Source organism: Kocuria sp. (genome assembly GCF_030536815.1).
GTDB lineage: Bacteria > Actinomycetota > Actinomycetes > Actinomycetales > Micrococcaceae > Kocuria > Kocuria gwangalliensis.
This window is the reverse complement of sequence record NZ_JAUNPE010000019.1, coordinates 11,939-27,073: the sequence shown is the minus strand read 5'-3', so window position 1 is coordinate 27,073 and position 15,135 is coordinate 11,939. Positions and strand designations below refer to the sequence as shown.

At 67.2% G+C, this 15,135-nt stretch carries 14 protein-coding genes; 13 read left to right on the top strand and 1 reads right to left on the bottom strand.

What is annotated here, in order from left to right; all coding sequences use genetic code 11:
* Window positions 1–313 precede the first annotated feature (313 nt).
* The 9 genes from infC to Q4E95_RS03650 all read left to right on the top strand — a co-directional run bounded on the left by infC (window position 314) and on the right by Q4E95_RS03650 (window position 9,435).
* Window positions 314–1,369, top strand: a complete 1,056-nt coding sequence (gene infC, locus Q4E95_RS03690; protein WP_303382020.1) for a translation initiation factor IF-3 — start codon at window positions 314–316, stop codon at window positions 1,367–1,369.
* Window positions 1,370–1,494: 125 nt separating this feature from the next.
* Window positions 1,495–1,692 (top strand): 50S ribosomal protein L35, encoded by a 198-nt coding sequence (gene rpmI, locus Q4E95_RS03685; protein ID WP_016998296.1) that lies wholly within the window; start codon window positions 1,495–1,497, stop codon window positions 1,690–1,692.
* A 97-nt stretch (window positions 1,693–1,789) separates the two neighbouring features.
* A complete protein-coding gene (gene rplT / locus Q4E95_RS03680; RefSeq protein ID WP_190807526.1) occupies window positions 1,790–2,176 on the top strand; it encodes a 50S ribosomal protein L20 in 387 nt (128 codons plus the stop codon).
* 8 nt (window positions 2,177–2,184) lie between these two features.
* Complete coding sequence (locus Q4E95_RS03675; RefSeq protein WP_303382016.1) at window positions 2,185–3,105, top strand: RNA methyltransferase; 921 nt, start codon at window positions 2,185–2,187, stop codon at window positions 3,103–3,105.
* Complete coding sequence (locus tag Q4E95_RS03670) at window positions 3,102–3,581, top strand: (deoxy)nucleoside triphosphate pyrophosphohydrolase (protein WP_303382015.1); 480 nt, start codon at window positions 3,102–3,104, stop codon at window positions 3,579–3,581. The genes Q4E95_RS03675 and Q4E95_RS03670 overlap by 4 nt, the downstream gene beginning before the upstream one ends.
* Before the next feature lie 2 nt (window positions 3,582–3,583).
* The gene (locus Q4E95_RS03665) at window positions 3,584–5,089 is read left to right on the top strand and encodes a DHA2 family efflux MFS transporter permease subunit (RefSeq protein WP_303382014.1); all 1,506 of its coding nucleotides are present in this window, start codon (window positions 3,584–3,586) and stop codon (window positions 5,087–5,089) included.
* Between the two features lie 112 nt (window positions 5,090–5,201).
* Window positions 5,202–6,260 (top strand): phenylalanine--tRNA ligase subunit alpha, encoded by a 1,059-nt coding sequence (gene pheS / locus Q4E95_RS03660; protein WP_303382013.1) that lies wholly within the window; start codon window positions 5,202–5,204, stop codon window positions 6,258–6,260.
* Between the two features lie 2 nt (window positions 6,261–6,262).
* Window positions 6,263–8,818 (top strand): phenylalanine--tRNA ligase subunit beta, encoded by a 2,556-nt coding sequence (pheT, locus tag Q4E95_RS03655; RefSeq protein WP_303382012.1) that lies wholly within the window; start codon window positions 6,263–6,265, stop codon window positions 8,816–8,818.
* 20 nt (window positions 8,819–8,838) lie between these two features.
* Complete coding sequence (locus Q4E95_RS03650; protein WP_303382011.1) at window positions 8,839–9,435, top strand: hypothetical protein; 597 nt, start codon at window positions 8,839–8,841, stop codon at window positions 9,433–9,435.
* Between the two features lie 5 nt (window positions 9,436–9,440).
* Here the strand turns inward: Q4E95_RS03650 and Q4E95_RS03645 are convergent, their stop codons facing one another.
* Window positions 9,441–10,403: a quinone oxidoreductase gene (locus tag Q4E95_RS03645; protein WP_303382019.1), complete on the bottom strand. Its 963-nt coding sequence runs from the start codon at window positions 10,401–10,403 to the stop codon at window positions 9,441–9,443.
* Between the two features lie 184 nt (window positions 10,404–10,587).
* On the opposite strand from Q4E95_RS03645, the gene argC reads away from it, so the two are divergent.
* The 4 genes from argC (at window position 10,588) to Q4E95_RS03625 (ending at window position 15,131) form a co-directional block, all read left to right on the top strand.
* A complete protein-coding gene (gene argC / locus Q4E95_RS03640; protein WP_303382010.1) occupies window positions 10,588–11,637 on the top strand; it encodes an N-acetyl-gamma-glutamyl-phosphate reductase in 1,050 nt (349 codons plus the stop codon).
* Window positions 11,638–11,718: 81 nt separating this feature from the next.
* Window positions 11,719–12,924, top strand: coding sequence for a bifunctional glutamate N-acetyltransferase/amino-acid acetyltransferase ArgJ (argJ, locus tag Q4E95_RS03635; RefSeq protein WP_303382009.1), 1,206 nt, complete (start codon window positions 11,719–11,721; stop codon window positions 12,922–12,924).
* Window positions 12,925–12,936: 12 nt separating this feature from the next.
* Window positions 12,937–13,881, top strand: coding sequence for an acetylglutamate kinase (gene argB, locus Q4E95_RS03630; protein WP_303382008.1), 945 nt, complete (start codon window positions 12,937–12,939; stop codon window positions 13,879–13,881).
* Window positions 13,881–15,131, top strand: coding sequence for an acetylornithine transaminase (locus Q4E95_RS03625; RefSeq protein WP_303382007.1), 1,251 nt, complete (start codon window positions 13,881–13,883; stop codon window positions 15,129–15,131). The genes argB and Q4E95_RS03625 overlap by 1 nt, the downstream gene beginning before the upstream one ends.
* The last annotated feature ends 4 nt before the right edge of the window (window positions 15,132–15,135 follow it).

The following is a 15,135-nucleotide window of genomic DNA, read 5'->3' as shown; positions in this document are numbered from 1 at the left end:
ACCCCGGCGCACGGCCCGCTCACCGCCGCGGGGAGCCAGGGATCACGGCCACGGTTCGCGCACACCGCCGACCATGCGCTAAACTGTCGGGCAGTGTGCAAGTGGAGGTAACTCCCACCCGCGTCCGCTCGTTTCACAACGGGTTGCAGGATACCGGGTCAGTGACCGGAAATCCGGGGTCCATGCCGCCAGGCATGTGATCCATGGGCATTTCTGATGACAGTGTGGTTTCAACCTCCGCTCGCGCCTACCGCAGCGGAGGTTTTTTGTTGCGGTAGTTCATAGCAACGGGGAAACCCACGAACATCAGGAGATTGGCATTAGCGATCCACGAATCAATGACAGAATCCGTGTCCCGGAGGTCCGTCTAGTCGGACCCGGCGGCGAGCAGGTTGGCATCGTACGCGTCCAGGACGCACTGCGGCTAGCACGCGAATCGGATCTCGATCTGGTCGAGGTCGCACCGAACGCCAAGCCTCCCGTGGCCAAGCTCATGGACTTCGGCAAGTACAAGTACGAGGCCGCGGTCAAAGCGCGCGAGGCTCGCAAGAACCAGGCGAACACTGTGCTCAAAGAAGTTCGGTTCCGCCTCAAGATCGACACTCATGACTATGAGACCAAGGTCGGTCACGCCAAGCGCTTCTTGGGCGCCGGTGACAAGGTCAAGGCCATGATCCAGTTCCGCGGTCGTGAGCAGCAGCGCCCCGAAATGGGTGTCCGTCTGCTTCAGCGCCTGGCCGAGGATGTCGCCGAGGTGGGTGTGGTGGAAACCAATCCCCGCGTTGACGGTCGCAACATGGTCATGGTGATCGGTCCGCTGAAGAACAAGGCCGAGGCCCGCGCCGAAGCCCGTCGTCAGAAGCAGCGCGACGAGTCCAAGGCGGACAACGACCGCAAGCAGCGGGTGGACACCTCCCAGGCCGCACCCGTGACCCAGTCCATCGGGGACGCGTTCCCGGAGGAGCTGCGCAGTGCGGCAAGCGCACCCGAAACCACGGAAGAAGTACCGGCTCAGAACAACGAGCAGGCAATGGTCGCGGATCAGGCGGACACCAAGCCCGAGACCACTCAGGATGAGGCACCCAAGTCCGAGCCCGAGGTTGTGGCTGCACCGGCCGTTGATCCCAAGATCGGTCAGGCTGCTCCGGCAGTGACCGAGACCGAGGAACAGGCCGAGAAGCGCATCGCGAAGTCCGAGGACGTTTCCACCGAGAAGCCCAAGGCCGCGGCGTCGTCGACCACCAAACCCAAGGCGGCACCCAAGCCGGCATCGGCGGCCGTACCCAAGGCCGCACCCAAGCCCGCTGCGGCTCCGAAGCCCGGTGCACCCAAGCCCGGCGCTCCCAAGCCGGGTCCCGCCAAGCGCTGAGGCGCGCGGCACGCAGTGAATTGACAGCGTTGGGCGTGCCACACGCTCAACACAAGCGTGGCCGTCGCTGCTAAGCGGCGGCCCACCGGTGTGCGTCACCGGTTGAACCAAAGGAGACGGCCACTATGCCGAAGATGAAGACCCACAGTGGGGCTAAGAAGCGTTTCAAGCTCACCGGTTCGGGCAAGGTCAAGCGTCAGCAGGCCAACCGCCGCCACTACTTGGAGCACAAGTCTTCGCGACTGACCCGCCGCCTCGCGAGCGATCAGATCGTGAGCACCCCGGGCGAGGCCAAGGCCATCAAGCGGATGCTGGGCAAGTAAGCCAGCGCTACACCAAGTTTTGTGCCGTGACAGCGGCACCGTGAAAATGTGAGATTGTTCCGATCGTGATCGGAACCGAACCGTAAGGAGTACACACGTGGCACGTGTGAAGCGGGCGGTCAACGCCCACAAGAAGCGTCGTGAAATTTTGGAGATGGCCTCCGGTTACCGCGGGCAGCGTTCGCGCCTGTACCGCAAGGCCAAGGAACAGGTGCTGCACTCGTACACCTACTCCTACAACGACCGCCGCAAGAAGAAGGGCGATTTCCGTCGCCTGTGGATCCAGCGCATCAACGCTGCGTCACGCGCCAACGGCCTGACCTACAACCGTTTCATCCAGGGCCTGAAGGCCGCCGAGGTCGAGGTGGACCGTCGCATGCTGGCAGAGCTGGCCGTCAATGACGCCAACGCTTTCGCCGCCCTGGTCACGGTCGCCAAGGACGCACTGCCGGAGGACACCTCCGCGCCGCGCAACGCTGCCTGATCAGGTTCGTGAACTTCACCGAGCGCCTGGGAGACCGGCTGCTGTCCAACACCCGTTCCGATCGGGTTCGTGACGTGGCCGCGTTGACCAGGCGCTCGGTTCGTTCCAAGCGCGCACTGTTCCGCGCCGAGGGGCCCCAGAACGTGCGCGAAGCACTCCGGCTGGCCCTTTCGGACACGCCCCCGCCCGGTCTTCCGGGGCTGGACGCCGTGTACGTCACCGAGGCGGAGCTGGAGCGCCACCCGGACATCGCCGCGGATCTGGAAGCCCTCGCCGAACGCGGGGGAGTGTTCATCCGCGCGGTCACCGCAGAGGTGCTCGCGGCCATGACCGACGCCGTGACACCCCAGGGCATGTTGGCCGTGTGCTCCCTGCCCACTCTCACCCTCGATCTCGCGCTTGCGCGGGCCGAGCTGGCCTGCGTCCTGGTTCGCGTTCAAGACCCCGGTAACGCGGGAACGGTCGTGCGCGCCGCGGATGCCGCCGGCGCCCGTGCAGCGGTGTTCACCTCCGGCAGCGTGGATCCGTTCAATCCCAAGGCCGTGCGCTCCTCGGCGGGTTCGCTGTTCCACGTTCCGGTGGTCACGGGAGCGGAGCTGGCCGAGATTGCTGTGGCCGCGCGCCAGCACGGCCTCGGAATCCTCGCCGCCGACGGGTACGCGGACATTCTGGTCGACGAGCTCGCCGACGCCGCCCTGCTGCGATCCGCGGGTGTGGAACCTTTCGCGCACACTCCCTACGAGTTGTCCCGCCCCACCGCGTGGCTGTTCGGTAACGAAGCCCAGGGCCTGACCGACGAGGAAAAGGCCCACGCTGATTGTGCCGTGGCCGTCCCGCTCTACGGCGCCGCGGAATCCCTCAACGTGGGTACCGCCGCGACCGTGTGTTTGTATGCTTCGGCGCGAGCCCAACGCCGCGCGCACTCATGAGCGCTCCCGCGTCCCGCGACCCTCGCACGCGGGTCACGGGCGCCGCGATCCTCGATAACGCTCAATCGCCCACCCGATTATTGGTGGCCCAGCGTGCCTATCCCGAGCAGCTCCGGGGGCTGTGGGAGTTCCCCGGCGGGAAACAGGATCCCGGCGAGGGCGCTCAGGAGGCCCTCGTGCGGGAATGCTCCGAGGAGCTCGGCGTCACCGTGCGAGTGCTCGAGGAAGTCCCCGCCCCGGACCCGGAGGGTTGGCCCCTGAAGGGGACCGCGGTGATGCGTGTCTTCACGGCGGTGGTCACTGATGACCGCGCACCCCTCGCCGGGGAGGATCACCTTCAACTGCGCTGGGTGGACCTGGCTGATCCCGATCCGATCCTCGACCTGGACTGGATCCCCGCGGATCTGCCCATCGTGGGGGCACTGCTCAAGCAGCTCGGAGTCGGCAACCCCGCAACCGTGAGGCACGGACACTGACCATGGCACAACACACCGAGACTCGGCAGGATCCGGCAGCGTGGAGCGCCCTGTGGGCCATGGTCCTGGGGTTCTTCATGATCCTGGTGGACGCCACCATTGTTTCCACCGCCATTCCCGCACTCATGGCGGGCCTCGACGCGCCCATCGGGGGAGTCCTGTGGGTGACCAGCGCCTACCTTCTGGCCTACGCCGTGCCGCTGTTGATCACCGGGCGGCTGGGTGACCGCTTCGGTCCGCGCACCATGTACTTATTGGGATTGTCGATCTTCACCGTGGCGTCCCTGTGGTGCGGATTTGCCAGCAGCATCGACAGTCTCGTGGCCGCCCGTGTCGTCCAGGGGCTGGGAGCGGCCATTCTCACGCCGCAAACCATGTCTGTGATCACCCGCATGTTCCCGAGCGAGACCCGCGGAACCGCCCTGGGCATTTGGGGCGCCACGGCCGGTATCGCCACGCTGGTGGGGCCGTTGCTGGGTGGTGTGCTGGTGGACCTGGCCGGTTGGCAGTGGATCTTCTGGGTCAACGTTCCGGTGGGAATCTATGCCCTGTGGCGCGCGGCCAAGTACCTGCCGCGTTTCGAACGCCGCAGTCATCGCCTGGACATCCCCGGCGTACTGCTCTCCGGCGTGGGTCTTTTCCTGATCGTGTTCGGCGTGCAGGAAGGACAGACGTTCGGCTGGTCCACCGTGGTCGGCCCCGTCACCATCCCCGTGGTCATCGGAACCGGCGTGGCCGTGATGATTGCCTTTGTCGTCTGGCAGGCCAAGAACCGCGCGGAGCCGCTGGTACCGCTCGAATTGTTCCGCGACCGCAATTACTCGCTGGCCAACGTGGCGATCGGGGCGGTCAGCTTCACCGTGAACTCCATGATCATCCCCGCGATGCTCTACCTTCAGCTCGTCCGCGATCTCGATCCCACACTGGCGGCACTGAGCTACGCGCCCATGTCTTTGCTGTCCGCGATCCTGGCTCCGCTCGTCGGCCGAGCACTGGCCCGGCGGACTCCGCGATCCCTCGCCCTTCCCGGGATGATCATCATGTCGCTCTCGTTGGCCGCTTATGCCTTCGCCCTGCGCGTGGACACCCCCGTGTGGTTGCTGGCCGTCATGACCCTGGGCATGGGCCTGGGCAGCGCCCTGGTCTGGTCCCCGGTCTCGATCACGGCCACCTCCAACCTCCGCCCGGATCGCGTGGGCGCCGGCTCCGGGGTGTTCAACGCCACCCGCCAGGTCGCCGCCGTTCTCGGCGCGGCCATGGTCGCGGTGCTACTGCAAGCGCGACTGGCCGCGAACCTGCCGGAGGCTGCGGGGACCGCGTCGCTCGCGGCGTCGTCGAACGCCGGTGGTCTACCCGAGGCGGCCCGGGAAGGCTTTGCCGCCGCCGTGACCCAGACCCTGCTGCTCCCGGCCGTCGTGCTGCTGCTCGGCGCCCTTGCCGCCGCGTTCTTCACCCCGCCGCGCTGGTGGGGGGAGCAGCAGACCGAGAGCCCCAAATCAATCCACTAGACTGGCCATGCCCGCACCGTGATCGTTGCGGGCATTTACGCGGGGACCGTGGGGCAGCGGTAGCTGCCAGGTCCTGCGCTGAACCCGTCCGCGAGCAGGAACGCGAGAAACCATGTCCGAACCCACACCGTCCATCGAGGTGGACCCCACCGACGAGGCCGGGGTCACCTCAGCCGTAGAGCGCGCGCTCACCGAGATCGAGGCAGCCTCGGATCTTGACGAGCTCAAGGCCGTGCGACTGGCGCACACCGGTGAGAAATCACCGCTGGCGTTGGCCAACCGCACGATCGGTGGCCTGGACAAGACTCAGAAGGCCGTGGCCGGCAAGCTCATTGGTCAGGCCCGCGGCCGCGTGAACAAGGCCATCGCCGCACGCACCACCGTGCTCGAGGAGGAGCGTGACGCCCGCATCCTCGTGGAGGAGGCCGTGGACGTCACCGCGGCCACGCGGCGTCGTCGGCTGGGCGGACGCCACCCGCTCACCAACCTGATGGACCGCATTGGCGACGTATTTGTGGGCATGGGCTGGGAGATCGCGGACGGCCCCGAGCTCGAACACGAATGGTTCAACTTCGACTCCCTGAACTTCAAGCCGGACCACCCGGCCCGCCAGCTGCAGGACACGTTCTTCGTGGACCCGCCGTCCTCGCACCTGGTCCTGCGCACCCACACCTCACCGGTGCAAATGCGCTCCCTGCTCGAGCGCGAGCTGCCGGTCTACGTGGTGTGCCCGGGCAAGACCTACCGCACGGACGAACTGGATGCGACCCACACCCCGGTGTTCCACCAGGTGGAGGGCCTCGCCGTGGACGAGGGCCTGTCCATGGCCGATCTCAAGGGCACGCTCACGCACTTCGCGCGGGTGATGTTCGGCGAGGAAGCCCAGATTCGGCTGCGCCCCAATTACTTCCCGTTCACCGAACCTTCCGCCGAGCTGGACGTGTGGCACCCCACCGCCAAGGGCGGGCCCCGCTGGATCGAGTGGGGCGGCTGCGGCATGGTGCACCCCAACGTGCTGCGCGCGGCCGGCATTGACCCCGAGCGGTACTCGGGCTTCGCGTTCGGCATGGGCATCGAGCGGACCCTGATGTTCCGCAACAACGTCCCGGACATGCACGACATGGTCGAGGGCGACGTCCGGTTCAGCGAGCACTTCGGGATGGAGATCTAATCATGCGAGTTCCTTTGTCATGGCTGCGCGAATACGCGCCCGTACCCGAGAACGCGACCGCCGAGGACGTCCTGGCCACCCTGGTCAAAGTGGGCCTGGAAGAAGAAGACATTCACCGCCCCACGGACGAGCTGTCCGGGCCCATTGTGGTGGGCCAGGTGCTCACCATGGAACCGGAAACCCACTCCAACGGTAAGACCGTCAACTGGTGCACCGTGCGCGTGGTTCCGGAAGGCCAGGAGCAGACCCTGACCGGCAAGGGCATCGACCCCTCCGGCGTGCAGGGCATCATTTGCGGTGCGCACAACTTCACCGTGGGCGACAAGGTCGTGGTGACCCTGCCGGGCGCCGTGCTGCCCGGTGACTTCAAGATCTCCGCTCGGAAGACCTACGGCCACACCTCCGCGGGCATGATCGCCTCGGTGCGTGAACTGGGCATTGGCGACGATCACGACGGCATCCTGGTGCTCTCCACCCTGGGCCTGGACCCGGAACTGGGCTCGGACGCCATGGAACTGCTGGGCCTCTACGATTCCGCCGCCGAAATCAACGTGACACCGGACCGCGGCTACGGTTTCTCGCTGCGCGGTGTGGCCCGCGAGTACTGCCATGCCACGCGCTCGCCGTTCACCGATCCGGTGGCCGAGCTGGCACCCGCGGTGCCGGCCGCCAACGATGCGGGTTTCCCGGTCACGCTCGCCGATGACGCCCCGATCCACGGCCGCCCCGGCTGCACCCGGTTCGTGGCCCGCGTGGTCGAGGGCGTGGATCCGTCCGCACCCACCCCGCCGTGGCTTTCGTCGCGCTTGCGGTTGGCCGGGATCCGTTCCCTGAGCCTGCCCGTGGACATCTCCAACTACGTGATGCTCGAGTACGGCAACCCGATCCACAACTACGACCTGGACACGCTCCGGGGTGGCATCACGGTGCGTCGCGCGCAGCAGGGCGAGAAGCTCACCACGCTGGACGACAAGACCCGTGAGCTCGACCCGGAGGATCTGCTCATTACGGACGAGTCCGGTCCCATCGGTATGGCCGGTGTCATGGGCGGTGCCACGACCGAGGTCTCGGACTCCACCACGCGCATTCTGGTGGAGGCCGCTCGGTTCGACGAGATCTCGATTGCCCGCACCGCCCGCCGCCACAGGTTGCCGTCGGAGGCATCCAAGCGCTTTGAACGGGGCGTGGACCCGCAGGTCGCTCCGGTGGCCGCTCAGCGCGTGGTCGATCTGCTGGTCGAGCTCGCCGGGGGCACCGATTCGGGTGCCGTGACCGACGTCGACCGGACGGTTGCTCCCGAGACCATTGAGCTGCCCGCCGGATACACCGAGGCTCGCGTGGGCGTGGACTACTCGCCCGAGACCATCGAGCATTCGCTGCGCGAGATCGGCGCCGAGGTCATCGAGACCGCGGACGGCTGGACGGTCACCCCGCCCACGTGGCGCCCGGATCTGAGCGACAAGGAAGACCTGGTCGAGGAAATCGCCCGCCTGGACGGGTACGACAAGATCCCCGATCGTCTCCCGGTGGCCCCTCCCGGCCGCGGCTTCACCCGCTGGCAGGCCGCACGACGCCGCGTGGCCAACTCGCTGGCCGCTGCTGGGCTCACGGAGGTGCTCAGCTACCCGTTCGTCTCCCAGGACGAGAACGACCTGTGGGGCTCGACCGAGGCGGGCGTCACCGTGACGTCGGTCAAGCTGGCCAACCCGATCAGCGAGGCCAAGCCTCTGCTGCGCGTGAGCATCCTGCCGGGTCTGCTCGAGGTCCTGAAACGCAATCACTCGCGCGGTTTCCGTGATCTGGCGCTGTTCGAATCGGGTCACGTGTTCTTGCCCGAGGGCTACACCCCGGACACCCGGCCGATCCCGCCGCTGGGGCAGCGCCCCTCCGAAGCGGAGCTGGCGCGCCTCAATACGACCATTCCGGATCAGCCGCGCAAGCTCGCGGCGGTCTTCACGGGCAACGACGTCGCCGCGGGGCCCTGGGTCACGCCGCGGCGCCTGGATTGGCAGGACGCCCTGGACACCGCGACGCTCGCCGCCGCCGTCCTCGGCGTGGAGCTGACGGTCACACAGGGCCAGCACCAGGCATTTCACCCGGGCCGCACGGCGGTGCTGAGCACCGCCGACGGCGCGGTCATCGGTGTGGCCGGTGAACTGCACCCGAAGCTGGTGGCGGCACACAATCTGCCGGAGCGCACGTGCGTCATGGAACTGGACCTCTCGGCATTGATTGAACGGGAGATCCCGTCCGTGGTGGCGGAGGCGATCTCGGGCTACCCGGCGGCAACGCAGGATGTGGCACTCGTGGTGGACGGTGATCTCCCGGCGGCGCAACTGCTGGCCACCGTGGAGAGCGGCGCCGGAGACCTGCTGGAATCGGCCAGCGTGTTCGACGTGTACTCGGGTACCGGTGTGGCGGAGGGCAAGAAATCCGTGGCGATTGCCATGCGATTCCGAGCTTCGGACCGTACCCTGACCGCCGATGAAGCAACAGAGGCGCGCAACGCGGCCGTGGCCGCGGCCGAGTCCGCCCACGGTGCGCAACTGCGCAGCTGACACGTAGCAAAGGAGAATTTTTGTCACACGACGCCCACGAGTTCTTTGACTTCGACGAGCAGGAGCCACCCCGGCGCAGCAGAGCCGGTGGTTGGCGCATCGTGCTGGTCGTGCTCGCGGGCGTCGTGGTGGCATTGATTTTCGCCATCGCGTCCCTGCTGTCCTTCGACAAGGCGGGACGGCTCGCGGACTGGGCCGGGAACTCCATGGTGGTTTCCGGCACCTACCAGACCATGACCCACGACCTGGTGACCAAGGATTACAACGGTATTTACGCGGGCATCATGCCCGACAACGAGCTGCTAAAGGATCACCCGTTCGACAACGGGTTGAACGATCCGACCCAGGTCGAGGTGGGCGAGCAAATCACGTTCCGCGGTACGGAGACCGGACAGCAGGACTCGGACTTCCCGCAAGCGGTGGACGCGCTCTTGGCCGTGGATGACGGACAGTTGCGCGTCATGGACACGGATGAGCCCGGCAGCTACGGCGCGGGCATCACCGATTCCACCGTGACGGGTCAGCGGGTGAAGGCGGGGGTTCTGGCCGCGCTATCATTGCTGTCCGTTGCGGGCACGGTGTGGGGCGTGCGCGCCCTCAATCGACACGCACGCTGACCTGATTACGGCAGCAACAGCAGCTTGCCCTGTGTGGCGCGGGATTCCAGGTCCGCATGGGCCCGTGCGGCCTCGGCGAGCGGGTAGGTGCCACCCACCCGCACCTTCAGGTCCCCGGCCACCACGGCGTCCGTGAGCTCCTGCCAGCGCCAGGCGCGTTCCTGCGCGTCACGGAGGTAGAACGCCAGTGACGGGCGGGTCAGGAACAACGCACCCGAACCATTGAGGCGCTGGATGTCGAACGGCGGAACCTGACCGGACGAGCCGCCGAAGAGCACCACCGTGCCGCGTACGCGCGTGGCCTTCAACGACTCGTCAAAGGTGCTCTTGCCCACGGAGTCGTACACGACGTCCGCGCCGCGGCCGTCCGTGAGTTCGCGGACCTTGTCCGCGAAACCGTCATAGCCCAGGACATGATCGGCACCCAACTCACGCGCCGTGGCCGCCTTTTCTGCGGTGGAGGTCAACGCGATCACCGTGGCACCAATGCGCTTCATGAGCTGGATGGCGAGCCCGCCCACGCCGCCGGATGCCGCGGTGATCACGGCCGTGTGCTCGGGACCCAGCTCGAACGTGGAGCGCACCAGGTAGTGGGCGGTGAGTCCCTGCAGGGGGAGGGCGGCGGCGTCGTGATCGGACATCCCGTCCGGAACGGCCATGGCCTTTTCCGCGTCCACCACGAAGTACTGCGCGTAAGTGCGAATGGCCTCCGAGGTGGCCACGCGCTGCCCCACCGACACGGACGTGACGTCCTCACCCACGGCACTCACCACGCCGGCGCCCTCGGAGCCGGGAGTGAACGGGTGAGCCACGGAGTACACGCCCTCGCGCTGGTACGTCTCAATGAAGTTCACGCCCGTTGCCGCGGTGCGCACCACGACCTGTCCGGATCCGGGCCGGGGGATCTCCACGTCGGCCGGTTGTAGGACGTCCGGGCCACCGCTTTGTTGTGCGGCGATGGCTTTCATGGTGTCGTTCACGGTGTCTCCTCCGGGCGCGAGCGCCGGTAGTCAATGGTTACGGTCAGTCTTGCGCTCCACACCGATCGGTTCAACCCCGGTTGCGCCCCCTCACTCACTCTCGTGGGGGATCGGCACGCGAAAATGTATAAATATTGAACACGCTGTATATCCATGCGGTATGCTGGCCGGTATGACGTACACCGCAGCTGTTTCAGGAGCCACCGGCTATGCGGGCGGAGAGGTCTTGCGCCTGCTCGCCGGACACCCGGAGATCACCGTGTCCACCGTGACCGGTCACTCCACGGCGGGTCAGCGACTCGGCGCCCTGCAGCCGCACCTGCATGCGCTGGCGGAGATGGAGGTCGTCGAGACCGTCCCCAAGAACCTGTCCGGTCACGACATCGTGTTCCTGGCCCTCCCGCACGGCCAGTCCGCGGAGATCGCCGCGCAGCTGCCGGAGAACACCGTGGTCGTGGATGCCGGTGCGGACCACCGGTTGGAATCCGCCGAGGCCTGGGACGCGTTCTACGGCGGCGGCCACGCCGGTCATTGGCCCTACGGTCTGCCCGAGCTCATCATCGATCCCAGCGGCGCCAAACAGCGGGAGAAGCTCGGCGGCGCCACGCGCATCGCCGTTCCCGGATGCTATCCCACGGGGTCCCTGCTGGCGCTGGCACCGGCGGTCGCCGCAGGGCTCGTGTCCACGCGCGACATCGTGATCGTCTCCGCGTCCGGCACGTCCGGTGCGGGCAAATCCGCCAAGCCGCACCTGCTGGGGGCGGAGGTGATGGGCAGCATGTCCCCGTACGGAGTGGGCGGCGGCCATCGCCACACACCGGAAATTGAGCAGGGGCTGGGCTGGGCCTCGGGCCAGGACGTCGGCGTCTCGTTCACGCCCACGCTCGCGCCCATGCCCCGCGGCATCCTGACCACCGCCACCGCGCCGTTGGCCGAGGGCACCACACTCGAGTCGGCACTGCAGACCTACCGGGAGGCCTACGTGGACGAGCCGTTCATCCACGTGCTGCCCCAGGGCCAGTGGCCCACCACCAAGTCCGTGGTCGGATCCAATCACGTGGCACTTCAGCTCGCGGTCGACCCGCACGCCCACCGGCTGATCGTCAGCGTGGTGCTGGACAACCTCACCAAGGGCACCGCCGGCGGCGCCGTCCAGTCCGTCAACATTGCGCTGGGCCTGCCGGAAACCGCGGGACTCCACCTTCAGGGTCTCGCGCCCTGATCCAACACCGAGACGCGGCGCGTACCGCGCCGCGCGCTCACGGTGCCCACGAACCTCACCTTTGACGCCCCAGGAGATCTCATGGAATCCCACAACCCCGTTCCCGACATCACGGTGGACACAACCTACGGCGTGTGCGCGGCCGCCGGTTTCCGCGCCGCCGGTGTGGAGGCCGGCTTCAAGGCCTCCGGCGGCAGGGATCTGGCCCTGGTGGTCAATGACGGCCCGGAGTTCGACGCCGCGGCCGTGTTCACCTCCAACCGGGTGGCCGCCGCACCCGTGCACTGGTCTCGGGAAGTCATCCGCCAGGGGACCTCGCGCGCGGTGATCCTCAACTCTGGCGGGGCCAATGCATGCACCGGTACCCAGGGATTCCAGAACACCCATGAAACGGCGGAGCTGGTGGCCGATCGGCTGAACGTGGGCGCCGGGGACGTCCTCGTGTGTTCGACCGGACTGATCGGTGAGCAACTGCCCATGGACGTGATGAGGGCGGGCATCCCGGCGTTGACCGACGCGCTCGCGGCCGGGCCCGAGGCGGGCAAGGCCGCCGCGGAGGCCATCATGACCACCGACTCCGTCTCCAAACAGGCGTGTGCCGCGCGAGACGGCTGGACCGTCGGAGGCATTGCCAAGGGGGCGGGAATGCTCGCGCCGGGGTTGGCGACCATGCTCGTGGTCATCACCACGGATGCAAAATTACCCTCCGATGTCCTGGGCCGCGCACTGCGCGAGGCCTGCCGCGTGACGTTCAATCGCACGGACTCGGACGGCTGCATGTCCACCAACGACACGGTGACTCTCATGTCATCAGGGGCCTCCGGGAACACCGCGGACCAGGTGGAGTTCACCCGCGCACTCACCGCCGTGTGCCACAGCCTGGCCCAGCAGCTGATCACCGACGCCGAGGGTGCCTCCCACGACATCGCAATCACCACCGTGGGGGCGGCCACCGAGACCGAGGCGGAGGACGTTTCCCGCACGGTGTCCCGTTCCGCACTGCTCAAGACCGCGGTGTTCGGCAACGACCCCAACTGGGGCCGGGTGCTCTCGGCGGTGGGCACCACGAACGCGCAGTTCGATCCGGACCGGATCGACGTGACCATCAACGGGGTCATGGTGTGCCGCAACGGGGCCATCGGAGATTCCCGTGACAACGTGGACATGGCCGCCGCCCGCGCCGTGGACATCGTCATCGACCTGAAGGCCGGCAATCACCGGGCCACGGTGTGGAGCAACGACCTCACCCACGATTACGTTGAGGAGAACAGCGCGTACTCCAGCTGACGCGCGCCCGTCATGTCACGTTTCAGCGATAACACCAGGTACGAAACCGCCCAGACCAAGGCGGAAACCCTCATGGAGGCCCTGCCCTGGATCCAGCGCTACGCCGGGTCCGTCATGGTCTTCAAGTACGGCGGCAACGCCATGATCAACGACGACCTGCGCCGCGCCTTCGCGGAGGACATGGTCTTCCTGCGGCACGTGGGCATCAAACCCGTGGTCGTCCACGGTGGCGGTCCCCAGATCAGCGCCATGTTGGCCACCTTGAACATCCCGTCCGAGTTCAAGGACGGGCTGCGCGTGACCTCTCGCGAGGCCATGGGGGTGATCCGCATGGTGCTCACCGGCCAGGTGGGACGCGAACTCGTGGGCCTCATCAACGCGCACGGCCCGTACGCGGTGGGCATGTCCGGTGAGGATGCCGGTCTGTTGCAGGCACGCAGGATCCGCACGGGGTCCGACGGTCAGCCGCTGGATCTCGGCCTGGTGGGGACGGTGGAGAAAGTCAATACGGCGGCCGTGGAACAGCTCATCGACATCGGCAAAATCCCGGTGATCGCCTCGATCGCTCCCGAGCTGGCCGATGATCCGGCCGCCTCGGACGGTTCCGGTGATCTCACGGGCGAGGTGCTCAACGTCAATGCGGACACCGCCGCGGCCGAGGTCGCCGTGGCCCTGGGAGCCGAGAAATTCGTGGCCCTGACGGACGTGGAAGGTGTCTACGCGAACTGGCCGGACAGGTCCTCCCTGATTTCCTCACTGACCACCACCGAGCTGCGGGACATGCTGCCGAGTCTCGAATCCGGCATGATCCCCAAAATGCAGGCGGCCCTGCGCGCCGTGGACAACGGCGTGCCGCGGGCGTCCATTGTGGACGGGCGCTCCGCGCACTCGTCACTGCTGGAAATTTTCACGGACACGGGCATCGGCACCGAGGTCACCCCGGACGGAGACAAGTAATGAGCAACGCACAGAACGACCTGCTTCAGGACTACAAGGACAACCTGCTGGGCGTTTTCGGGGATCCCGCCCTGGTGCTCACCGAGGGCGAGGGCGTCCACGTGAGGGACGCCAACGGCAAGCGCTACCTCGACCTGCTCGGCGGGATTGCCGTGAACTCCATTGGTTATGCGCACCCGGAATGGGTGGCTGCGGTCAGCGAGCAAGCGGGCAGGCTCGCACACATCTCCAACCTGTTCACCTCGCCGCAGGGGATCTCCCTCGCGCATAAGCTCCTTGAGTTGACCGGCGCGCCCGAGGGCTCACACGTCTTCTTCGCCAATTCGGGGTCCGAGGCCAACGAGGCGGCCTTCAAGCTCGCCCGCCGGCACGGTGCGGCCCATCCCGCTCCCGACGGCGCCCCGCGCACCCGGGTGCTGGCGCTGGAGAACGCCTTCCACGGTCGCACCATGGGCTCGCTGGCCCTCACCGCCAAAGCGGCCTACCGCGCGCCCTTCGAACCGTTGCCCGGGGGAGTCACCCACATCCCGGCGACCATCGAGGCGCTCGAGCAGGAACTGGACGGCACCGTATCGGCGCTCATCGTGGAACCGGTGCAGGGCGAATCGGGTGTGCATGCTCTGCCCGAGGGGTTCCTGACCCGCGCGCGTGAACTGACCCGCGAACACCGCGCCCTCCTGATCGTGGACGAGGTGCAGTCCGGGATCGGACGCACCGGGCAGTGGCTGGCCGCTACGGCCCAACTGCCCGAGGGCGAGTTCCCGGACGCCATCACCCTGGCCAAGGGGCTCGGCGGCGGCTTCCCCATCGGGGCCATGATCACCGTGGGTGCGGAGGTTTCCACTCTCCTGGCCGCGGGCCAGCATGGCACCACGTTCGGTGGCAACCCGCTGGCGACCGCGGCGGCGTCGGCCACGCTGGGCGTCATCAAGAACTATGGTTTGCTGGGCAACGCCGAGGTCGTGGGCGCGCACCTGGCGGCCGGGTTGAACGACCTGGCCGACGTGCGGGAAGTGCGCCAACACGGCCTACTGATCGGCATCGATCTGGTCCAGGATTCGCCCGAGCAGGCTCTGGCCCCCGCCGTGGTCACCGCGGCACGCAAGGCCGGGTTCATCATCAATGCGACCGGCCCGGCGACCGTGCGCCTCGCCCCTCCGCTGATCATCACCGCGGCGGACACCGACAGTTTTGTCGCGGCTCTTCCCGGCATCATCGACGATGCCCGCACCGAGCTCGCCGGTCCATAACAGA

Coding starts and splice junctions, on each gene's coding strand:
- rpmI (WP_016998296.1), top strand. CDS start 1,495: ATGCCGAAGATGAAGACCCACAGTGGGGCTAAGAAGCGTTTCAAGCTC.
- Q4E95_RS03670 (WP_303382015.1), top strand. CDS start 3,102: ATGAGCGCTCCCGCGTCCCGCGACCCTCGCACGCGGGTCACGGGCGCC.
- Q4E95_RS03665 (WP_303382014.1), top strand. CDS start 3,584: ATGGCACAACACACCGAGACTCGGCAGGATCCGGCAGCGTGGAGCGCC.
- pheS (WP_303382013.1), top strand. CDS start 5,202: ATGTCCGAACCCACACCGTCCATCGAGGTGGACCCCACCGACGAGGCC.
- pheT (WP_303382012.1), top strand. CDS start 6,263: ATGCGAGTTCCTTTGTCATGGCTGCGCGAATACGCGCCCGTACCCGAG.
- Q4E95_RS03645 (WP_303382019.1), bottom strand. CDS start 10,403: ATGAAAGCCATCGCCGCACAACAAAGCGGTGGCCCGGACGTCCTACAA.
- argC (WP_303382010.1), top strand. CDS start 10,588: ATGACGTACACCGCAGCTGTTTCAGGAGCCACCGGCTATGCGGGCGGA.
- argJ (WP_303382009.1), top strand. CDS start 11,719: ATGGAATCCCACAACCCCGTTCCCGACATCACGGTGGACACAACCTAC.
- argB (WP_303382008.1), top strand. CDS start 12,937: ATGTCACGTTTCAGCGATAACACCAGGTACGAAACCGCCCAGACCAAG.
- Q4E95_RS03625 (WP_303382007.1), top strand. CDS start 13,881: ATGAGCAACGCACAGAACGACCTGCTTCAGGACTACAAGGACAACCTG.